This is a genomic window from Flavobacterium sp. GQ95, assembly GCF_059758655.1.
Map to the genome: position 1 here is coordinate 91,647 of NZ_JCAXEB010000012.1, position 22,426 is coordinate 114,072.

Annotated in this window: 20 protein-coding genes and 1 tRNA gene; 7 read left to right on the forward strand and 14 right to left on the reverse strand. The window is 31.6% G+C overall.

Annotation, left to right across the window (positions count from 1 at the left end; translation table 11 throughout):
- Positions 1 to 23 precede the first annotated feature (23 nt).
- Genes AC6CH4_RS20630 through AC6CH4_RS20645 form a run of 4 tightly spaced genes read right to left on the reverse strand, consistent with a single transcriptional unit; the run spans position 24 to position 2,396 of the window.
- On the reverse strand, positions 24 to 548 hold the full coding sequence (locus AC6CH4_RS20630; protein WP_498106313.1) for a hypothetical protein: 525 nt from the start codon (positions 546 to 548) through the stop codon (positions 24 to 26).
- Between the two features lie 9 nt (positions 549 to 557).
- A complete protein-coding gene (locus tag AC6CH4_RS20635; RefSeq protein ID WP_498106315.1) occupies positions 558 to 1,034 on the reverse strand; it encodes a hypothetical protein in 477 nt (158 codons plus the stop codon).
- A gap of 6 nt (positions 1,035 to 1,040) precedes the next feature.
- A complete protein-coding gene (locus tag AC6CH4_RS20640) occupies positions 1,041 to 1,718 on the reverse strand; it encodes a peptidoglycan DD-metalloendopeptidase family protein (RefSeq protein WP_498106317.1) in 678 nt (225 codons plus the stop codon).
- 12 nt (positions 1,719 to 1,730) lie between these two features.
- Entirely contained in the window at positions 1,731 to 2,396 is a 666-nt protein-coding gene (locus AC6CH4_RS20645) for a spermidine synthase (protein ID WP_498106319.1), read from the reverse strand.
- Between the two features lie 65 nt (positions 2,397 to 2,461).
- Here AC6CH4_RS20645 and AC6CH4_RS20650 point away from each other — a divergent pair, with 65 nt between their 5' ends.
- Positions 2,462 to 3,013 (forward strand): 1-acyl-sn-glycerol-3-phosphate acyltransferase, encoded by a 552-nt coding sequence (locus AC6CH4_RS20650; RefSeq protein ID WP_498106321.1) that lies wholly within the window; start codon positions 2,462 to 2,464, stop codon positions 3,011 to 3,013.
- A gap of 82 nt (positions 3,014 to 3,095) precedes the next feature.
- Here AC6CH4_RS20650 and AC6CH4_RS20655 read toward each other — a convergent pair whose 3' ends face one another.
- Positions 3,096 to 3,572, reverse strand: a complete 477-nt coding sequence (locus AC6CH4_RS20655; protein ID WP_498106323.1) for a helix-turn-helix domain-containing protein — start codon at positions 3,570 to 3,572, stop codon at positions 3,096 to 3,098.
- Positions 3,573 to 3,884: 312 nt separating this feature from the next.
- On the opposite strand from AC6CH4_RS20655, the gene AC6CH4_RS20660 reads away from it, so the two are divergent.
- From AC6CH4_RS20660 to AC6CH4_RS20675, 4 genes are all read left to right on the forward strand, one after another.
- Positions 3,885 to 5,039 carry a M14 family metallopeptidase gene (locus AC6CH4_RS20660; RefSeq protein ID WP_498106325.1) on the forward strand — a complete coding sequence of 385 codons (1,155 nt, stop codon included), beginning with the start codon at positions 3,885 to 3,887 and terminating at the stop codon, positions 5,037 to 5,039.
- Between the two features lie 77 nt (positions 5,040 to 5,116).
- On the forward strand, positions 5,117 to 5,596 hold the full coding sequence (locus AC6CH4_RS20665) for an Lrp/AsnC family transcriptional regulator (RefSeq protein ID WP_007805990.1): 480 nt from the start codon (positions 5,117 to 5,119) through the stop codon (positions 5,594 to 5,596).
- A gap of 90 nt (positions 5,597 to 5,686) precedes the next feature.
- Complete coding sequence (locus AC6CH4_RS20670) at positions 5,687 to 8,272, forward strand: phosphoenolpyruvate carboxylase (protein WP_498106327.1); 2,586 nt, start codon at positions 5,687 to 5,689, stop codon at positions 8,270 to 8,272.
- A 12-nt stretch (positions 8,273 to 8,284) separates the two neighbouring features.
- A complete protein-coding gene (locus AC6CH4_RS20675; protein WP_498106329.1) occupies positions 8,285 to 8,791 on the forward strand; it encodes a DinB family protein in 507 nt (168 codons plus the stop codon).
- 110 nt (positions 8,792 to 8,901) lie between these two features.
- Here the strand turns inward: AC6CH4_RS20675 and recQ are convergent, their stop codons facing one another.
- The 5 genes from recQ to aroB all read right to left on the reverse strand — a co-directional run bounded on the left by recQ (position 8,902) and on the right by aroB (position 15,627).
- On the reverse strand, positions 8,902 to 11,220 hold the full coding sequence (gene recQ, locus AC6CH4_RS20680) for a DNA helicase RecQ (protein WP_498106331.1): 2,319 nt from the start codon (positions 11,218 to 11,220) through the stop codon (positions 8,902 to 8,904).
- 148 nt (positions 11,221 to 11,368) lie between these two features.
- The gene (locus tag AC6CH4_RS20685; protein WP_498106333.1) at positions 11,369 to 11,776 is read right to left on the reverse strand and encodes a DNA primase; all 408 of its coding nucleotides are present in this window, start codon (positions 11,774 to 11,776) and stop codon (positions 11,369 to 11,371) included.
- 7 nt (positions 11,777 to 11,783) lie between these two features.
- Positions 11,784 to 12,752 (reverse strand): deoxyhypusine synthase family protein, encoded by a 969-nt coding sequence (locus AC6CH4_RS20690; RefSeq protein ID WP_498106335.1) that lies wholly within the window; start codon positions 12,750 to 12,752, stop codon positions 11,784 to 11,786.
- Positions 12,753 to 12,858: 106 nt separating this feature from the next.
- Positions 12,859 to 14,262: a type III PLP-dependent enzyme domain-containing protein gene (locus AC6CH4_RS20695; protein WP_026985070.1), complete on the reverse strand. Its 1,404-nt coding sequence runs from the start codon at positions 14,260 to 14,262 to the stop codon at positions 12,859 to 12,861.
- A 297-nt stretch (positions 14,263 to 14,559) separates the two neighbouring features.
- A complete protein-coding gene (gene aroB / locus AC6CH4_RS20700; RefSeq protein WP_498106337.1) occupies positions 14,560 to 15,627 on the reverse strand; it encodes a 3-dehydroquinate synthase in 1,068 nt (355 codons plus the stop codon).
- Between the two features lie 270 nt (positions 15,628 to 15,897).
- On the opposite strand from aroB, the gene AC6CH4_RS20705 reads away from it, so the two are divergent.
- A complete protein-coding gene (locus AC6CH4_RS20705) occupies positions 15,898 to 17,067 on the forward strand; it encodes a proline dehydrogenase family protein (protein ID WP_498106339.1) in 1,170 nt (389 codons plus the stop codon).
- 138 nt (positions 17,068 to 17,205) lie between these two features.
- Here the strand turns inward: AC6CH4_RS20705 and AC6CH4_RS20710 are convergent, their stop codons facing one another.
- Positions 17,206 to 18,996, reverse strand: a complete 1,791-nt coding sequence (locus tag AC6CH4_RS20710) for an ABC transporter ATP-binding protein (RefSeq protein WP_498106341.1) — start codon at positions 18,994 to 18,996, stop codon at positions 17,206 to 17,208.
- Between the two features lie 260 nt (positions 18,997 to 19,256).
- Between AC6CH4_RS20710 and AC6CH4_RS20715 the strand changes: the two genes are divergently transcribed.
- Positions 19,257 to 19,331 (forward strand) — tRNA-Val (locus AC6CH4_RS20715).
- A 43-nt stretch (positions 19,332 to 19,374) separates the two neighbouring features.
- Here the strand turns inward: AC6CH4_RS20715 and AC6CH4_RS20720 are convergent.
- From AC6CH4_RS20720 to AC6CH4_RS20730, 3 genes are all read right to left on the reverse strand, one after another.
- Positions 19,375 to 19,836, reverse strand: a complete 462-nt coding sequence (locus AC6CH4_RS20720) for a hypothetical protein (protein WP_498106343.1) — start codon at positions 19,834 to 19,836, stop codon at positions 19,375 to 19,377.
- A gap of 101 nt (positions 19,837 to 19,937) precedes the next feature.
- Entirely contained in the window at positions 19,938 to 20,867 is a 930-nt protein-coding gene (locus AC6CH4_RS20725) for a DUF2268 domain-containing putative Zn-dependent protease (RefSeq protein ID WP_498106345.1), read from the reverse strand.
- A gap of 153 nt (positions 20,868 to 21,020) precedes the next feature.
- Positions 21,021 to 22,217 carry a hypothetical protein gene (locus AC6CH4_RS20730; protein ID WP_498106347.1) on the reverse strand — a complete coding sequence of 399 codons (1,197 nt, stop codon included), beginning with the start codon at positions 22,215 to 22,217 and terminating at the stop codon, positions 21,021 to 21,023.
- Between the last annotated feature and the right edge of the window lie 209 nt (positions 22,218 to 22,426).

Here is a 22,426-nt window from a genome sequence, read left to right on the forward strand (position 1 = left end):
AGTAATTATACTAAATATTTTATTTATAATGTACTAATTGCTGTTGCAGTATCAAATGTTTTTTTTGATTTATCGTATGCTGTCGAAAAGTAAGCTATTTTATTTACAGCAGTAAAATAACCCGTTTGATTTCCAAAAGATTTTGAATTTCCGGTTACAATAAATCTGATACCTTGTATGTCAGCTTTTTTAAGCTTAACCATTTCGGCTGGAGTGAAATAGTAATAAGATGTAGTTTTGCCTTCAACTGTTTCTTTTACATTTTTGTCGACACAGGCAATAACGTCGCCGTTGGCCAGATCAACATAAACTCCTCCGGAAATTCTTGCTTCACCATTGGCGGTGGCTATTGATAATTTTAAAATTCCACCTTTTTCTGTTTTGGCAATCTGAACATTTGTTTCTCCAGAAAAAGCATATTTTTCACAGATAAATGTATAATTTTGCGTTGCCGGATATGCTTTTGAGCCTTTTACACTCATTGTTTCCTGAGCACTTACAAAAGTTGAAAGTAACAGTAAGATTAAAAAAGGTGTTTTAAATTTCATAGTTTTAGTTTATTGTCCTTCTAATTTAGAATCAAATTTTTCATCCCAATCCATTGATTTTATTGCAGAAACTAAATTGTCTTCATTTACAAAAATACGTAACTCTTTGTTGGCCACTTTTTTGGTGTAGAGCGCGTGATAGCGGTAAATAACTTCTTGTTTAGTTCTGTAAACGCCGTCTAATTTCAAATCAATAAAACTTCCGTAATATTGTCTAAATCGCTGGCAGGTTTTCGTCAATCGTTCTTCTGTCGTATTTTCCATAACCGACTTTGTAACCTCAGTTTCGTTAAAAGGTTTAAATTTTGACGTATTGCAGGTTTCCAAAACCCGCTTGCCCAAATCGTATGCTTTTTTCTGCTGATTGGCATTAATTTCAGCGGTTGGAACTGGTTTAATTTTTAAATCTTCGGTATCCCTGTTTATAGTTTTAGATTTACATCCAATTAGCAACAACAAACATATAATCAATCCTGCTTTCTTCATAACTATTTATGTTATTTTTAATAATAAGTTAGGGTCGGGGCAATTTTCGATGTAAAAATTCAAATCATTACTGTTGCAAACACCGGGATAATCTCCCCAATAATCTTCAATATTTTGTATAATCTGAAAATGTACGTGAGGCGCATAATCTCCGTTAATAGCTGCACTTCCAAGAGTTGCAATTTTTTCACCCTTTTTAAATTGCTTCCCAACGCTTAGGTCTTTTATACTTTCTAACGATAAATGTCCGTATAAAGTATAAAATTTTTCCTTTTCAATTTCGTGTTCTAAAATGATTGTCGGTCCATAATCACCTAAACCAATATTATTTTTAAAACTATGTACTTTTCCGTCAAGTGCCGCCAATACAGATGTATCAACTTTTGTCCAGAGATCAAGACCTATATGAATATTACGTTCCGGAATAGATTCATTTTTAAAAATGGTACTCCTTTTATATAAAGTCCGTCCTTCTATATAACCTCCAAAGGCTACTTCGGCATTATTGGTTTTTAAATAATTAGAAATAAAAATCTCAAATTCAGTAGCATTTTCTGGTTTGCTTTCCATTAATTCTTTATTCGTTATTGATAAATCTAAAGGAATATATTGTGAAAAATCAATGCTGGAATCGATAATTTTAGTAGGTGGAATGGCTTTTAAAATAGAAACTAGGGTTTTCATAAAAGGTGAAATTTAGGCGACTTTTTCAATTATTATTAGTTCATTATGATCTTCAATACGCGGCAACATTTTTGAAGAGAAAAGTTTAGAATTTATTTCTGCAATATACTTCCGATTTCTGACATTATGTGCTTCATCGAGTATCATGGTATTAAAAAGCACAAATCCCTGATCTTTTAAAAGAGAACAAACCCGTTCACTAAAAAATCGTTCAAACAAAAAATTCGGCATTTTGGTATCTTCAAAAATATCAATGATAATTAGGTTATATTGATGTTTGGTTTTCAAAACAAATTCAAAAGCATCGTCAATTATAACTTCAAGTTGCTTGATCTGATTGAGATTAAAATATTCATTTGCAATCTGAATGATGTCTGAGTCAATTTCAACCCCGGTAATTTTACCTTTGTATTCAATTTCGTCTACCAAAGTTTTTACAACACTTCCACCGGCAACTCCTAACAATAATATATGATCCATATTAAGAATGGCTTTATAACCGATATTACGTAATCCGTACCTTAATATACGTTGCAAACTTCCGTACGAATAATTTGTATTTTCAGAATCTAAAACCAATTCGCCATTTGCCCAGGTAACTTCGATCATTTTACTTCTTGCTGATTTTTTTTTGAAAATTTTGATTGGAATCAGATAACTAAAAATTTTTTGGATCATTTGTAAAGCTTTTACTCAAAAATACCATTTTAAATCTTTTATTTTGCATGAAATAATAAATTTTAATGAAGAAACAGTTGTACAAATTCATCTTTTTTAAGCTAATGGGCTGGAAAATAAGAGGAATTGAAAATGCGGAAGTGAAAAAATGCGTTATGATGGTGATGCCACATACAAGTAATCATGATTTTTATTTAGGAATTTTTACCCGTGGCATTTCAGGATTAGAAATGAACTGGGTTGGAAAGAAAGAATTATTCAAATTTCCTTTCGGATATTATTTCAGAAGTGTGGGCGGTGAGCCTTTAGATCGTTCAGGTGGATTGAACAAAGTGGATTCAATTGCTGCAATTTTTGATCGCAAAGAAGTTTTTCGTTTAGCCGTAGCTCCAGAAGGAACACGTAAAGAAGTAACAGAAATTAAAAGTGGATTTTATTATATTGCACTTAAAGCAAATGTGCCAATTATCCCAGTTGCTTTTGATTGGGGCAAAAAAGAAGTTAATTTAGGAAAACCTTTTCATCCGACCGGAGATTACGAAGCCGACTTACAAATTTTGAAAAAACATTACGATGGCGTTTTAGGTAAAATTCCTAACGACGGATTTAAATTGTAAATTTCAGCTATTTTTCGAATTACGTGAGAATCGCTTAAATCAAAAATATTTTGAAAAATTTTCAAATACGCGAAAATTTAAATTACGGGATATACACCTTAAATGTCCCGTTTCTATAAAAAAAGACAATTTTCTCAATTTCGCCTTCTTCTGAAATTAAATTATAGCTTTTTACTTCTACTGAATTTTTTGTTTCTGATTTTTCATCTTCTTTAAAATTGATTTGAGAAAATAAATTTCCGCCTGTGAAATTTTCATTTGGTGAAATAGGAGTGGGAGGTTTTACAATTTCTGAAGGTATTTCTTCTTTTGAATGTAAAGGTTGACTTTCGGTTTTAGGAAAACTTCCTGCTCCATTTAATATCCAATAAAGATCAACATCTGGGAAAACTTCTAAAATTTTCATGACAAAATCTAAGCTAGGTTTGTTTCTCCCAGAAAGTAGGTGAGACATGCTGGAACGCTGCACCCCAATTTTATCAGCAAAAGAAGAGGCATTTAAACTATAATAATCCAATATAATTTCAAGCCGTTTTACAAAATCATCGATGTTTACCATTGTAAATTCCTATTTAAAAAATCTTTGTTTACAAATGTAACTAAAAGGATACAATAAAGCAATTTTACAGATGTAAATCATCAATATAAAGCGTGATACCACTATATATAGCTTTAGATAAGCACATCTAACTTACTGATATATTAATATTTATGTTTTGTTATTTGAATTAATAACAAATGTTAACCGGCAATCTGTCAGAGGATGGATTTAACCTTAAAAAACTGTTTACAATTATAAATTTCTTTCTTTTTTCATTGTTTACAATTGTAAAAATAAAGATGTTTACTTTTGTAAACTAATCAAAAGATAATGAATTTAGAAGAATTATTTAGCCAACACAAAGAACGATCTATAGAAGGACGATACCTGACATTAGAGCATATTCAACCTTTATTAGACAAATTGAATACCAACAATCAGATAAAACTTATTGGAAAATCTGTTTTAGATAAACCTATATATAGTTACGAAATTGGTACAGGAAAAACTCGTATTTACCTTTGGTCGCAAATGCACGGAAATGAGAGTACAACGACTAAAGCACTTTTTGATTTTATTAATGTATTAAACAGTGGATCAGATTTTGCCCATAAATTACTTGAAACGTTTACTTTTTATGCTATTCCAATTTTAAATCCTGATGGAGCGGCACTTTATACCCGTGAAAACGCCAATAAAATTGACTTAAATCGTGACTCGCAAAACCTGACTCAACCAGAAAGTAAGGTTCTAAGAGAGGCTTTCGAAACCATTAAACCACATTATTGCTTTAATCTTCATGATCAGCGTACTATTTTTGGCGCAGGTGATACCGGGAAACCAGCAACAGTTTCGTTTTTAGCACCATCTTATAATGAAGAAAGAGAAATAAATGAAAACAGATTAAAGGCTATAAATTTAATTGCAGGACTCAATGATGTACTGCAAAAATATATTCCGGGACAAGTAGGACGTTTTGATGATTCATTCAATATCAACTGTATAGGAGATACTTTTCAATTTTTGGGTGTACCTACTATTTTATTTGAAGCAGGGCATTTTCCCAATGATTATGAGCGTGAAATTACTCGAAAGTTCATATTTTTCTCACTTATTTCAAGTTTTAAACTGCTTGGCGAAAACGATTTAGTTGATAACAGAATTAATGATTATTTGAATATTTCACAAAATAAAGTGGTTTTTTATGATTTTATGTATAAAAACATCAAAATAAATTATGATGGTATCGAAATTATTACGAATTTTGTCGCACAATACAAAGAAGAATTGATTGAAAATAAGATTCACTTTAATGCCTACATCGCTGAAGTAGGTGAATTAGAAAATTATTTTGGACATTATGAATATGACGCTCAGGGAGCAAATTATTATGATGATCACAATAATTTTCCGAAAGTGAACGAAAAAGCAGATTTTTATTTAAATAAAAATGTTAAATTTGTTAACGGATTGATAAAAAGTTAATTTTTTTGTGAATTTGTTGTTTTTTATATATATTTTTATACTTTGTAATAGCAATTAGTAATATTAATTAAAGAATTATGAGTAAATTTCGTTTAGATGAAGTAGATCACCAGATTTTAGATATGTTAATAGACAATACGAGAGTTCCGTTTACTGACATTGCAAAAAAACTATTGATATCTGCTGGAACAGTACATGTTAGAGTAAAAAAGATGGAAGACGCCGGTATAATAATGGGATCTTCACTAGCCTTAGATTACGACAAATTAGGGTATTCATTTATTGCTTATGTGGGTGTATTCCTTAATAATACATCTCAAACAAAATTTGTATTAGAGCGAATCAATCAAATTCCATTCGTTACTGTAGCTTCTGTAACTACAGGAAAATTTAATATTTTTTGCAAAATTAGAGCAAAAGACACTAAACACGCGAAAGAAGTTATCTTCATGATTGATGATATTGAAGGAGTTTACAGAACAGAAACTATGATTTCATTAGAGGAAAGTATTAACGATAAGAAGCGTTTGATGCATACTATTTTTAAAAATATGTAATATTTTCTTGAATGCTATATTAAAATATAACCTCAAGTTTATTCTTGGGGTTTTTTTATGACTAATTAACCAACCAACTACAACACGATTATGTACACGTTGCCAAAAATTGAACGTTTTAATCAAGATGTTCTCTCAAAATATCACATTTATAATAGTGTTTTTATAACATTACCCTTTGATTCTATTGATAATACAGGAGTTTTACTTCCTTTATTTACAGAAACATGCGAAACGGGATTCAGAAAACAAGAAACACCTAAAGAAATTTTTGATTTCTTTTCAAATAAATACCTAAATAACGCCTCTGAGAAGGAAAAAATCGATTTAATGTTTCGGTTTATTCAATATATAGAGCGACAAATTGTATTGTTTGATGCTATTGAAGACGCTGCTTTTCCTGCTGTTAATAATATGGAAGGACGTGGATCTTTGCGCGATATCAAAGAAAAAACAGATGCTAAAGAGAAAAATGAGGAACTAATTGAGTTTCTTGAAAGCTTTAATGTCAGAACTGTTCTAACAGCACATCCAACACAATTTTACCCTGGGCCAGTTTTAGGAATTATAAATGATTTAACGGATGCTATTCGTTTAAATGATTTGCTAAAAATAAAACAATTACTGGCGCAATTAGGAAAGACACCTTTTATTCAGAATGAAAAGCCAAATCCATATGACGAGGCGGTTAGTTTGATCTGGTACTTGGAGAATGTGTTTTATGCAACTTCCGGAGAAATTGTTCATTATTTGCAGAAAAACATCCTTCATGGAAGTGCTATTAAAAACCAGTTAATCAAACTTGGTTTTTGGCCAGGAGGGGATCGTGACGGAAATCCTTTTGTAACAACTGAAATTACTTTGAAAGTAGCAGAACGTTTACGTACTTCTATTTTAAAGTGTTATTACGTTGAAATGAGAAACTTGAAAAGGAAGTTAACTTTCTCAGGTGTAGATACTTTAGTATCCGAACTTGAACATAAACTTTATCGTTCGGTTTTTTATTCTAAAGGTGAAATCTATATCACTTTAGAAGAATTATTAGCGCAATTAAATAAAATAAGAACGATTATTATCGAAAAACACCAGTCGCTATATTTAGACGAATTGGAAGCTTTTTTAGTAAAAATCAATTTGTTCGGATTCCATTTTGCAACTTTAGATATTCGTCAGAATAGTAAAATTCATGACGCAGTTTTCAAGGACGTAGTAAATCATTATTTAAACTCAGATTCAAAAATATTCCCTGAAAACTATTTTGAATTGTCTGAAACTGAAAAGTTAGACGTTTTATCAAAAGTAAAAGGAGATTTGAATCCTGCTGATTTTAATGATGAAATTACAAGATCAACATTAGAATCTGTACAAGCAATTAAAACTATTCAGGAACGCAATGGTGAATTTGGTGCCAATCGTTATATTATTAGTAATAACGAAAGTGCATTAAACGTAATGGAAACTTTCGCGATGATTCGTTTGAATAACTGGGAAAACCCAACTGTTGATATTATTCCACTTTTTGAATCGGTTGACGATTTGCAGAATGCACACGAAATTATGGAACAGTTGTATACTAATCCTGAATATTCTAAGCATTTACAGGCAAGAGGAAACAAACAAACTATTATGCTTGGTTTCTCTGACGGAACCAAAGACGGTGGTTATTTGATGGCAAACTGGAGTATTTACCAGGCTAAGATTTCGCTGACTGAAATCTCAAGAAAATATGGCATTCATGCTATTTTCTTTGATGGACGTGGCGGACCTCCGGCTCGTGGTGGTGGAAAAACACATAAATTTTATGCTTCTTTAGGACCAAAAATTGAAAACAATGAAATTCAGATTACGGTTCAGGGGCAAACGATCAGCTCGAACTTTGGAACTTTAGATTCTTGTCGTTATAACATCGAAAACTTATTAAGTGCTGGTGTTACCAATCAGGTTTTTAGCAAAGAAGATAATGAATTGACTGTTGAAGAAACTCAGATTTTGACGCAATTGGCAGGTTTAGGATATGATAAATACTTAAGTTTTAAGAATCACCCGAAATTCATTCCCTATTTAGAGAAGATGAGTACGTTGAAATATTACTCTAAAACAAATATCGGAAGCCGTCCATCAAAAAGAAGCAAATCAGAATCGTTGGATTTTGCTGATTTAAGAGCAATTCCATTTGTTGGCTCTTGGAGTCAGTTAAAACAAAATGTACCTGGATTTTTTGGAGTAGGTTCTGCTTTAAGATATTTTGAAGAAAGTGGTCAATGGGATAAAGTAAGTGATTTGTATCATAATTCATTGTTCTTTAAAACGTTGTTGGAAAACAGTATGATGTCATTGGCAAAATCATTTTTGCCATTAACAGCATACATGCGAAATGATCCTGAATTTGGTGAATTCTGGCAAATTATTTACGATGAATTTTCAGAAACAAAACGCCTTTTATTAAAAATTGCCGGTCATAAAACCTTAATGGAAAATTATCCTGATGGTATAGCTTCAATTCAAATAAGAGAGCGTATTGTATTGCCATTGTTGACAATACAACAATATGCATTATTAAGAATTAACGAATTGAATAATGATAAAAGTACTAACGAAGAGTTGATTAAAGTTTATGAAAAAATCGTAACAAGATCTCTTTTCGGAAATACAAATGCGAGTAGAAACTCTGCCTAAAAATTAAAGTTAATGAAATTACCTGAAACTGAATATTCCGGACCTTTTGCAAATTACATTCAGGAAGCCGGAGAAATTAATTTGATTGAGGAATTAGAAATTTCTCTTCATGATTTTATAAAATTTGTTCAAAATATCCCATTAGATAAATTTGATTATCGTTATGCTGAAGGAAAATGGACAATAAAAGATATTATTCAACATCTAATTGACAGCGAGCGTGTTTTTGCATATCGTGCTTTGCGTTTTTCAAGAAATGATAAAACAGCTTTGCCTGGATTTGAAGAAAATGATTATGTAGACAATACAGATGCAAACGGAAGAAGTATCCAGGAATTATTAACGGAGCTTTCTGCAGTAAGACATTCTAGTTTATTGTTTTATAAAAGTCTTTCTGAAGAACAACTTAAACGAATAGGAACTGCGTCAACGCATCAGCTTTCGGTTCGAGCTTTGGGATATGTGATTATCGGACATCAAAAACATCATCAAAATGTTTTTCAGGAACGATATTTATAATGACTTAAAATATTTAAGAAAAAAAATCCTGTGAAATTTCTTCACAGGATTTTTTATTTTCGAGAATTATTGTGATTTCACCTTAGTCGAAAATGACAAAAACGAGAAATTTATTTTTTCAGTTCTAATTTTTTCAACCTGGAACTTATTGCGCCATCATTTCTTCCTAACAAAAGCGCTATTTCTTTTACTTTCTTTCCTTGATAAAAAAAATGAACAAGATTTGAATCTTCCTCTGAACTCCATTTTTTATAAGCTTCAGAATTTTCTAATCTTTTCTCATCCAATGAATAAACTTTAATTTTTAGTTTTTCATCGTCATTTTTGTGCCTTTCAAGAAAAGCTAGTCCAAATCGAATTTTATCGTAAGACATTTTTTCTTCAAAATGATCATAATACGGTTTCAATGCAGTTGGAAATTCAAGTTCGATTTGTGCTTTTTGCAATTGAGAAATTTCCTTTTCAGAAACAAATTGACTTAATTCAAAATCATGTCCGTCAACATATAATTTTGCTAAATGCGAAATAATTGTAGTTTGCCCCAAATTTCGTTTCCCGGCAATTTCTTCAACACTGTTGCCTTCTTTAAAAAGTGCTAAAGTCGTTTTATAAGTGTTGCCTTCCTTTTTAACTTTAGTATTTGCTTTTTTTACCTTTTCATAATAAATAATTGCATCAATAAATTCTGAACCATATTTCTCGAGTTTTACTTTTCCAACACCTTCAATTGCAAGGAATTCTTCATCGCTCATTGGTCGCAGCGTTTCCATTTGTCTTAAAGCAGCGTCACTAAAAATTACATAGGCAGGAACTTCTTCATCCTTAGCAATTTCGTAGCGTAATTTTCTAAGTATTTCAAAAAGCGAGCTTTTAGTTGTTTTAGTTTTTGCTTCTTTGATTTCGTTTTTATCAATTACTTTCTTAACAACCGTATTCAATTTTACTTTTTCCCCTTCGAATAAAACTTTTTTAGCAAAAGAAGTTAGTAAGATTTTGTTGTGCTGGTGAAAGGCAATTTCACAATATCCCAAATTAATTAACTGAATCAAATATTGGTTCCAATCGTACCATGAGATGTCAGCGCCAATTCCGTACGTTTTTAAGTTCTGATAATTTTTTTCGTAGATATATGCATTTTTCGAGCCTCTTAAAAAATCGACAATTACAGCCAATGGTTCTGATTCCTGCAAACGGCTAATTGCTGATAAAGCTTTTTGCGCGAGAATCGTCCCATCGAAAAAAGTTGGAGGATTTTTGCAAATATCGCAGTTACCGCAATTCTCTTTAACCAATTCACCAAAATAAGAGAGTAAAATTTTTCTTCTGCAGCTCAATGCATCGGCATATTGCTTCATTCTTTCCAATTTTGCCAACTGAACATCGGAATTCAAACCTTCAGAAGCAAATTTTTGCAATTGAATTACATCGGCATAACTTTCAAACAAAACGGTTTCTGCCGGCAATCCATCACGACCGGCACGACCAATTTCCTGATAATAGCCTTCAATATTTTTAGGCAAATTATAATGAATCACCCATCGAACATTCGATTTGTCAATTCCCATGCCGAAAGCAATTGTAGCACAAACTACCTGACAATCATCATTTATAAATTCATCCTGTGTTTTGGCACGAAGTTTATTATCTAAACCTGCATGATATGCTTTTGCAGTAATTCCCTGCTTTTGTAATTTATCAGCAAGTTCCTCAGTTGTTTTTCTGCTTAGACAATAAATAATCCCGGATTCATTTGGTTTATTTTCGACAAAATCTATAATTTGTTTTACACGATCAAGTGCCGGGCGAACTTCTAAACTTAAATTCTTCCTATCAAATGATGCAATAAATATTTTCGGATTTTTTAATTTGAGTTGTTTTGTAATATCGGTACGTGTTGCTTTATCAGCTGTTGCAGTCAAAGCTAAAACGGGAGTAGAAGGGAAGCGGCTTTTTAAATATCCCAAATTGGTGTAAGCAGGTCTGAAATCATGCCCCCAGGATGAAATACAATGTGCTTCATCAATTGCAATAAGACTAATAGTTAATTCATTAAAAACAACATCCAGATAAGATAAACTTTCCGGAGCAATATAAACCAGTTTAAAATTATTCGATTTTAAATTATCAATATAAAATTGTTGCTCCTCGCTAGATTGACTACTATTAATATAACAGGCATTGATTCCGTTAGTTTTTAAACTATCAACCTGATCTTTCATTAGCGCGATTAGTGGCGAAATGACTATTGTAATTCCAGGTAAAACTAAAGCGGGTAGTTGAAAACATATTGATTTTCCACCACCTGTAGGCATAATAGCTAAAGTATCCTGACCAGAAAGTATTGTATTGATTATTGTTTCCTGATTTGGACGAAATTTTTCAAATCCAAAATTCTCTTTTAGTTTGGCGTGTAGAAGTTGTGTGTTCATCGATTTTATTTTTAAATATAAATTTAAAGAAATTTCTTATAAAATATAAAAACATTAAATTTATTATTTAAAGAAAATATCAGGTTTTAATCCGGAATAAAAAAAAGGAACCCGAGTAGAGTTCCTTTAGTTTATTTATAAAGAGAAATTAATCTTCATCGTCTTCATCATCATCTTCGTCAGCAATGTCATCCGGGTCTCTATCATCGTCATCATCATCTCCTCCGTCAACATCAGGCTTATCTTCTTTTTCATCTTCATCGTCATCGTCAATATCATCATCAAGATCAAGGCCTTTTACTGGTTCGATTGTATCAACATCAACGTCGATATCATCATCTTCATCGTAATTTTCAATTCTATCAGCAAGTTTAGTACTAATTTTTACTAAATAAATAGTGTCTTCAGTACGAACTTCAACAGCTTCGATCAATTCGTTTTTAGCATTTCTAAAACGGATTACATCCGAATCATCATAACCATCAGGAAACTTTTCTACCAAAAGGTTTAAAATTTCATTGGTAAGTTTAGCGTAGTCTACTATAACTCTTTTCATAAAATATCTATAAATCTAATAAATAAGCAAAAATTAACGGTGCAACAATCGTAGCATCCGACTCAATAATAAATTTCGGGGTTTTAATATCTAATTTACCCCAAGTGATTTTCTCATTAGGTACTGCCCCAGAGTAAGAACCATAACTGGTTGTTGAATCTGAAATTTGGCAGAAATAACTCCAAAACGGAATATCATGCATTTCCATATCCTGGTACAGCATTGGTACCACACAAATAGGAAAATCTCCTGCAATACCACCACCGATTTGGAAAAATCCAATTCCGTTAGTGCTATTTTTTGGATACCAGTCAGCAAGGAACGTCATATATTCAATTCCTGATTTCATGGTAGATGCTTTTAAATCACCTTTAATTACGTATGATGCAAAAATATTACCCATTGTACTATCTTCCCATCCCGGAACAATAATAGGTAAATTTTTCTCCGCTGCAGCATACATCCAGCTATCTTTTAAATCTATCTCATAATATTCTTCTAACACACCAGACAACAACATTTTATACATGAATTCATGAGGAAAATAACGTTCTCCTTTGTCATCTGCATCTTTCCAGATCTTGTAAATGTGTTTTTGTAAACGACGAAATGCTTCATGCTCAGGAATACAAGTGTCTGTAACACGATTTAATCCTCTTTCAAGCAAAGCCCATTCGTCTTCTGGTGTTAAATCACGATAATTAGGCACTCTTTCATAGTGAGAGTGTGCCACTAAATTCATAACATCTTCTTCTAGATTGGCTCCAGTACAAGAAATAATTTGTACTTTATCTTGTCTAATTATTTCGGCAAAAATTTTACCAATTTCTGCTGTACTCATAGCGCCAGCCATACTTACCATCATTTTAGCACCGTTTGCAAGTTGTTGTTCATACGCTTTTGCAGCATCAACTAAAGCAGCAGAGTTAAAGTGTAAATAATGTTTTTCAATAAACTGACTGATTGGTCCTTTCATTTTTTTTGTTTTTTGTTTTTTTTTTGAATTAAAAAGTTTAACCTTTTAGATGATACTGCAAATTAATAATTTTATAGATATTAACATTTAATTTGCAAGTTTTTTTTTATACTTTTTTTGTATAACCTAAAATCTTTAACACATCGTCAGAAGTCTGTTGTTCTGAGAAGACTTCGGTACCAATTATTCCGTTTTCATCACGATCTATTAAAATATGTTTAGGCTGTGGAATCAAACAGTGGTGTAAACCTCCATATCCTCCAATTGTTTCCTGATACGCACCTGTATTAAAGAAACCAATGTACAATGGCTTTTCTTTGTTGTATTTAGGCAGATAAATTGCGTTCATATTTTGTTCTGAATTGTAATAGTCGTCACTATCGCAAGTCAAACCACCTAATAAAACCCGCTCGTAAGTATCATTCCAACGGTTAACCGCTAACATGATAAAACGTTTGTTTATCGCCCAAGTATCTGGCAAAGTAGTAATGAATGACGAATCAATCATATTCCATTTTTCTCTATCATTTTGTTGTTTTTGATACAAAATCTGATAGATTGCACCACCGCTTTCACCAACTGTAAATGATCCAAATTCTGTAAAGATATTTGGGACATCAACTTCGGCTTCATCGCATGCAATTTTAATCTGATTGATAATTTCATCAATCATATATTGGTAATCATATTCAAATGCAAGAGAGTTTTTAATCGGGAAACCACCTCCAATGTTCAAGCCATCAAGAGTAGGGCATTCCTTTTTAAGTGCAATGTATACTTTAATACATTTTACCAACTCATTCCAGTAATAGGCCGTATCGTTAATTCCGGTATTGATGAAAAAGTGAAGCATTTTCAGCTCTAATTTATCATTTTCCTGAATTTGTTTTTTATAAAACGAAACTATGTTTTTGTATCCTATACCTAATCTTGATGTATAAAATTCAAATTTAGGTTCTTCTTCAGCTGCAATACGAATTCCAATTTTGAATTTTCCTTTGATTTCAGCCTGAAGCAGATCTAATTCTTCATAATTGTCAATAATTGGAATAGTGTTTTTATGTCCGTTATTGATTAATCTCGCGATATTGGTAATATATTCGTCTCTTTTAAAACCATTACAAATTACATACGTACTCTTGTTGATTTTCCCGTTTTCTAACAAATTCTCTACAATATTAATGTCAAAAGCAGATGAAGTTTCAACATGAATATTATTTTTAAAAGCTTCATTCATGATATATTCAAAATGCGAGCTTTTTGTACAGTAGCAATAGTAATACTTTGCTTCGTACTTGTTTTTTTCCATTGATTTTCTGAACCAGGCTTTTGCCTTATTTATGTTTTCAGAAATTTGTGGTAAGTAGGTAAATTTTAATGGGGTTCCGTATTGTTCAACCAATTTCATCAAATCGATATTGTGAAACTGTAAGTTGTCTTTGTTCAATTTAAATTCCTCCTGAGGAAAGTAATAAGTTTGATTAATTAGATCGGAATATTTTGTATTCATTTATTTTAAATATTTTAAGTTGTCATTTTTAAATTTAGTAAACAGTATTAAATCTAAAATTCAAACCCTAATATTGGCAAATACAATTTCCAGTTTTTCGTGTTCTGCTTTCGAGTCTAAAAACACATCAAAACAAAACGGACTTTTACTATTATAAAAACGGTTCAACATTCTTAGTAAAGAACTATTGAGGCGGTTTCTATAAGAACTAAAGTGTCTTTGTTTTCTGTTTGTTTTCATCGTGGCAAATGTAAAAAATAATATATACCTAAAGCAATGCTTTTGATTAAAAAAAGTTTAAGATTTATAATCTTGAAACGCTTCGAGAATCAATTTATTTTCAACGGATTGATTAATTTTTATTTTTCCGATTCCTTCAATTAAAGCAAATTGAATTAATCCATACTCATTTTTTTTGTCATGAATAAGCAATTCCAATATCGGATCGATGTCATTTTCTTCAATTTGGACATCATCATAAATGCTTTTAAGAGCAGTTTTAATTTCAGCATATTCTTCAGCAGAAATTAAGCCTTTATGTAGTGATATGTAACTTTCCAAAATCATTCCAATAGCAATTGCTTCGCCATGTAATAAAGTTGTTTTGGTTTCGCTTTCCAAAAAGTAACTTTCAATAGCATGTCCTAAAGTATGTCCGAAATTTAAGGCTTTACGAATATTTTTCTCGGTTGGATCCTGAATTACGATATTATTTTTAATTTCAACAGAACGATAAATCAATTCATCAAAATCAGCATAATCAATAGATTTTAAATTCAAAAACTGTTTCCAGTAAGCGGAGTCATATATAAGTCCGTGTTTTAGCATTTCAGCCAAACCAGAACGCATTTCGCTTTGCGATAAAGTTTCAAGATAGTTTGTATCGATTAAAACCATTTGAGGTACGTTAATAACGCCAATTTGATTTTTAAGATTTCCTAAGTCAACTCCCGTTTTTCCTCCAACAGAAGCATCAACCATAGATAATAGGGTAGTTGGGATATTGATAAAATTAACGCCACGTTTGAAAGTTGACGCTACAAATCCACCTAAATCAGTTACAACACCACCACCAACGTTTATAATAAGTGATTTTCTGTCTGCGCCAAGCTCAGTTAGAACATTCCAGATCTGAATACAGGTCTCTATATTTTTATTTGCTTCTCCGGCTTCAAATTCAATGATTTCAATATTTAAATCGGTTTCAAGTAAAGGCAAAAATTTAGGCAAGCAATGTTCATTAGTCTCATTATCAACTATAATAAACAAATTAGAGTATTTATTTTCTTTTAAATGTGTATTTAAGGCTTCGTATGCATTTTGGTTGAAATGCACGAGATAATTATTGGCTTGAATTGATTGCATATTTCTTTTTGGTTTATGAAACCACAAAATACGGCATTTTTAACTAAATAATATTCAAACTTTGAGTATAATTTGTTTTAAAAACAGCTTAAATAAAATGGTATTAAATAACGAAATTCTATTTTGTCATAATTTTTTGTCATTTTTTTAAATGTGTGTTTTTTGTTAAAGCTTCCTTAATCACTTTAACAGTATTGTACGCAAAATATGACCTGTTTTATTAAATAATATTCAAAACTCTCTCTATATTTGCACAAAAAAACAACCTAAATGGAAAAAATATTTGATAACACTCAAGTAGCATTTTCGCTAAAAAGTGATACTGAACTTGACAGAGCTTATTTTCTTTTTAAAATGATTGATAGCGAACCTTTGGTAAGAATTGGAACTGCTGTAACTAATTTTGCTATCAAAGCACATCTTCCTGTTGAAGGATTGATTCGTGCAACGGTTTTTGATCATTTTTGTGGAGGAGTAAATGAAGATGACTGTATAACGGTAGTAGATAAAATGTTTACAAAGGGCGTTTCATCTGTTTTAGATTATTCAGTTGAAGGAAAAGAAGAAGAAGCTCAATTTGATGCAGCTTTAGAAATGACTTTAAAAACAATCGAATTTGCTAAAGAGCGTTTAGCAATTCCGTTTGCAGTTTTCAAACCAACAGGTTTAGGACGTTTTGAATTATATGAAAAATTGGGCGAAAAACAAACTTTAAGTCAGGCAGAACAAGCAGAGTGGGATAGAGTTGTAGCGCGTTTTGACAAAGTTTGCAGTGAAGCTCATAAAAAAGACGTTGCTTTATTGATTGATGGTGAAGAAAGCTGGATGCAGGATGCTGCCGATGATTTGGTTACTGATATGATGCGTAAATACAATAAAGAAAAAGCTATTGTTTTTAATACATTGCAAATGTACCGTTGGGACCGCTTGGATTATTTGAAAAAACTACATGAAATTGCCAAAAAAGAAGGCTTTTTTATTGGAATGAAATTAGTTCGCGGTGCTTATATGGAAAAAGAAAACAAAAGAGCCGAAGAGAAAAATTATGTTTCACCAATTTGTGTTTCTAAAGAAGCAACGGATGTAAATTATGATGCCGCTGTTCATTATATGTTAGATCATTTAGAAACTATGTCAATTTTTGCTGGAACTCACAACGAATTGAGTTCTTATAAATTGATGGATATGATGCAGGAAAAAGGAATTGCCAAAAACGATAACAGAATCTGGTTTGGACAATTATACGGAATGAGTGATAATATAAGCTACAATTTAGCTGAAAATGGATATAATGTTGCGAAGTACTTACCATTTGGACCAGTTAAAGATGTTATGCCGTACTTGATTCGTCGTGCTGAAGAAAATACTTCAGTTGCAGGGCAAACAAGCCGTGAATTATCAATGATTAAAGCAGAACGCAAGAGAAGAAAAGGGAAATAGTCTGGATTTAGATTTTAGATTTTAGATTTTAGATTTTAGATTTTAGATTTTACAAAAAAATCCATTCGCCGCGGCGAATGGATTTTTTTATTGGAATTTGGTCCCGAAGCTTCGGGATAAAAAAATGGAATTTCTTACTTAAGAATTACTAAACTGTAAATTACTCAGGTTTTTATAAATACCATTTTCAAGATTTATAAGTTCCTGGTGTGTTCCTTCTTCCGTGATTTTTCCGTTGTCTAAAACCAGAATTTTATCTGCGTTTCTAATAGTTGAAAGACGGTGGGCGATAATAATACTTGTTCTTCCTTCCATTAAAACTTCTAATGCTTCCTGAACTAATTTTTCGCTTTCACTATCTAAAGATGAAGTTGCTTCATCTAAAATTAAAATACTCGGATTTTTAAGCAAAGCTCTTGCTATTGCAATTCTTTGACGTTGTCCGCCAGATAATTTTACACCGCGTTCTCCAACCAGTGTTTCAAATTTTTCAGGGAAACCTTCTACAAAATTTAATGCATTTGCCTGTTTTGCCGCTAACATGATTTCTTCGTCAGAAGCATCAGGTTTTCCATAAGCAATGTTTTCTCTGATAGTTCCTCCAAATAAAATGACATCCTGAGGAACAATACTCATATTTCCACGAAGATTTTCTAAATCATAATCGTAGATGTTTTTTCCGTCAACCAAAATTTCACCTGAAGTTATATCGTAAAAACGTAATAATAAAGAGGATATAGTAGATTTTCCAGCACCACTCGGACCAACAATCGCTATTTTTTGACCAAATTCTGCAGAAAAATTTACATCTTTTAAAACTTCAACTTCCTTACGGGAAGGATAACTAAAAGCAACATTTTTGAAAGAAACTGTTCCTTTTATTTTTTCTATAAGAGTTCCTTTTTGATTTGCATTGATAGCTTCCGGAGTTTCTTCTAATAATTCAAAAACGCGTTCCGTTGCTCCAACAGCTTTCTGAATTTGAGCGTACATCTCGGCAATTCCGCCAAAAGAAGCACCAATAAAGGTTGTATAGAGCACAAACGAAATTAAATCTCCAACACCTTCAACTTCACCCTTTATAGTCAATGTTATTCCATACCATACTACAGCAACCACACATCCAAAAAGACATAATATGATAAATGAAGCGAAATAACCTCTATATTGACCACCTTTAATTGCGATTTTCACAATCTCTTTGATCTTGTTTTTATATCTCTGAATTTCGTACCATTCGTTTGCAAAAGCTTTCACATTGCTGATTCCTTGTAAAGTTTCTTCAACAATTACCTGGCTTTCGGCTACTTTATCCTGTGTTTTTTTTCCGTATTTACGAATAAATCTTCCAAAAATAACCGCTGCAACAGCAACAACCGGAACAATGGCCAACATCATCAAAGTCAGTTTTGGGCTGATACTTCCTAAAATAACAAATCCTCCAATAATTAAGATAAACTGACGTAAAAACTCAGCAATTGTTGTAGTGAAAGTATCCTGTAATTGAGAGATATCGGCACTAATTCTACTATTAAGTTCACCCACACGCTTTTGAGAATAAAAAGACATTGGCAGTTTTACCAGATTTTCATATAATGCAAAACGAATGTTTGATAATGAATTTTCAGTAAAGTTGACGAAAAGTGAAATCCTGAAAAACGAGAAGATTGCCTGTAATGCAAGAATTACCATAAGAGCAACAGCAATTTCGTTTGCCCTGCTTAGATCTTTATTAGTAACACAATCGACCAACATTCCCATTAGTTTAGGAAAGGCGAGGGCAGTGGCACTGGTAAGTAATAAAAAGAGTAAGCCCAGAAAAAATTTCCATTTATGATTTTTACCATATTTAAAAATTCGGAGTGCTTTTTGAAGTGAGTTAGAGTCTAATTTAGCTTTAGGTAAATCGTTTTCTTGAAATCTAGCCATTTGAGTATACAATTAAGGTATGCAAATGTATGATTCTAACGAGTGAATACAAAAGAATATTCTAAATTCCCTTTTCAGATTTCCTTTTTTAACTTAATACTAAGAAAATGGTATTTTATTTACTTTTTAAAAAGCTGAAAAATAGATTGGTAAACGGAATCATTAAAAAATATTTCATTTTTTTTGTAAAAACACTTGCAAATACAAATTCTAGCTGTATATTTGCACTCGCTATCACAAAATAGCAGCCTAGTAAAATAGGGCGATTAGCTCAGCTGGTTCAGAGCACCTCGTTTACACCGAGGGGGTCGGGGGTTCGAACCCCTCATCGCCCACAAAAGACTCCTTAAGAAATTAAGGAGTTTTTTTTTAACCCATTTAATGAAAATCTTGCATTGTTTTACCTAAAACAAGGTTTCCTAATATGAAGTCAAACATATAATTGTTATATTCTTCATCACTGCATTGGATGTTCGGTCCAATTTGTGAGTCTGACACACTTATTTCGTAAGATGTTAATACTTTGTTGCCTTCCATTATTTTCCATTTCCAAAATGGTTCGTCTGTAAAAGTCAACAATAGATGGCGATTTTGGTATTTGAATTTTTGGTTAAAACCAAGTCCTATTTCTATAATAGTTTCTCCTTGCTCATTTAATATGCAACTACTGTTTTTACGAAAAATACCAAATCGGATTTTGATTATATAATTTTCTGAATCTATGTTGAAAGTTGTTGGTTGCCTAGCCCAATCATCTCCTCTTTTAAGTGTTCCAATTTCCAGTTCATCGTCGTAAAGTGAGAAAGAACCGTCGTCGTTATATATCCATATTTTATTCATAATAGTCGCTAGTTGTTCTTTTGTTGATTGAGGGATTATTGTAGTAGGACGCCCAACTCTATTATATCCAATACTTTTTTTGAGTTGGTTTATGAGTTTTGTTATTTGAAAAACTCATCATAACTTTCATTCTTTGATTTTTGATACTTTTGAATATAGACATATAAAAAACCACTCTGTTTTAAAAAGCGCATGGGGTCTTTTATATTGATTATTTCGTCAATTGCTTTTTGTTTGTCTTTCTGTTTATTAAAATAAGATTCTGTTATTTTATAGCCTATCCAATATCCTAAATCATTTGGTCTGTCATCTTTTTTGGAGGTACCGTATAACCAATCCTGATAATCAGGATTTTTTAATCTTATTACAAATTCCTGACATAATTTATCCAGGTTTTGTTCGCCATATTTATATTCAAACTTATTTATTGATTCTCCTGAAATCAGTTCACCTATAAAATCAGCACCTCCTTCAAGTAAGCACCATTTCAACAGCATATCTTTTCCTTCTATCTTTTGCTGATAGTGAATAAGTTCGTGTGCTACTAAACCTGAAACTCCATCCAAATTTTTAAGCATTTCAGTTCCAATAATAATTCCCTCGGGAGAAGAAGTTCCACCTGAATTAAATCTTCCATAAACAAAATAAATAGGAGGAAACTTAGCCTTTGGATACCAATATTTTAAGGCACTATATATAGCTCTTACTCTCTTTTCTTTAGAAGGAAGACCATCTAAAACATTTCTTGAAAGTTCGTAATCTGCTTTTCTTTTCTTCACAGCAGAAAAAAGAGAATCTGCATTAAGTATTCTGTTCTCCGTAAATCCTTTAATACCAGGAGAACCTTTTTGCATGTAGGCTACAAATGGATTTTCTTCTGATTTGCTCATTTTGTCAAATGCTTCCCAAAAGTTTTTTGAATCTGTTGTTTCAAATACGGCATCTAAAGGATTGTCTGAGAAATTACTTTGTGCAAAAATAAAATTAGAAAAAACAATAAAAAGTGATGTGCAAATAAGGTTTAATTTCATATTTGGTAGTTTAAAAAACGAATATAAGGAATATTATTACTATAAATAATTTACCTTTTTAAAAGAAAGAATTATCCTGTCTTTTATCAATATTCTAAATTTTTTATTTAGTTAAAAAACATTTTATAAAACCAATCAATAAAAAATGAAGCATTAATTTTTAGAATGTTTCGTATTTACGGCATTAAAAGAATAAGATATCATTAGATAACTCCAAAACGCCAACTTGTTTTCATCCTGTATTTTTGGTAAGTATTCCATTGATTCAGTTGATTTATAAAATGAAAAAGCATAATTTATTTCTAATTGCCTAACGGGTATATATTTCATTGAAAAATCATTTTCAAATCCGAGAAACTTTGACACTGATTGGTCTAAATTATTGATTAAGGGGTACTGATTATAAAAAAGATGAAAATCGGAGCGCAGCGATAATTTAGTATTTATTGGTATTGTAATAAATAAATAAGGGTTCACTAAGCCTTTTCCACCAACATCAGTGGGGAAGCGGGTAAATACATTCATATTCCCATTAAATTTCCAGGTTACACCATATAAAACATCAAAATCTGCCGACTTGTTGGTAGATAATGAAGAACTGCTTCCGCTAATTATTTCGGCCCCCAGTCTCCAGATTGAATTTTTAAGAGTTAATCGAACTTCTGGCTGAAGATAGTATGCAAATAATTTTTGACCTTTTGTATTTTTTCCAAATTGTAAATAAGAGTTAAGTGTATAATACCATTGCGCCTTTTTAAATTCAATTCTTCCGCCTGTAGTAGCGCGGGTATGCATTTGGTCTGAAGTAGTACTTTTTAAAAAATCAACTATATTCATTGAATTAAAAGAAAAATACTTATTAGAATTATAATGAAAATTATTCATTAAGAGGTATTTATACCGATTTGAAGCAACCGGAGAATAAAACGTTTCAAATTCGTCATTATAATTGCGTGTAAATAAGAAGAAAAAATCATTAGAAATGTGATTCGAATATTTCATAAGCCTTATTCCTTCGTGTGATCTGCCTTGTTGAGCCCATGGTGCATCAGAGAAGAGTCTGCCATTATCCAATAAAATACTTTGTCTTCCTAATCTGAAGTTGAACGATTTAAATTTCGTTTCTAGAAACAACTGATAGAAATTAATACTTCCTACTTTGGAAGCTTTATTATTCTGATCCCAAAGATGAATTTCCTGGACATCAGATTTTATTAGCCATTTTTCTCTGGCATATTGCATTGAAATCCTGTTTCTCTGTGTTATATAGAAATAAGGATCGATAGAATCATTGGGAGGAAGTACATAATTTGAAGTGTATTCGGCTCTGGGTCTTATTTCTATATCCATTATAAACTGCCTTGACAAACTATCTGTTTGTTGTGCATTAAGTTGAAATATGATAAAAAAAAGTAATAACTGATTTGCTTTTATTAACGTTTTTATTGTCATAATTCTTTTATTCTATAGATTTAGTATTAATACAATAATAATCAAATTTCTTTTAATATTTGAGCCATAAAAAAACTCCAATTTTTAATTGGAGCTTTTTGTATTCA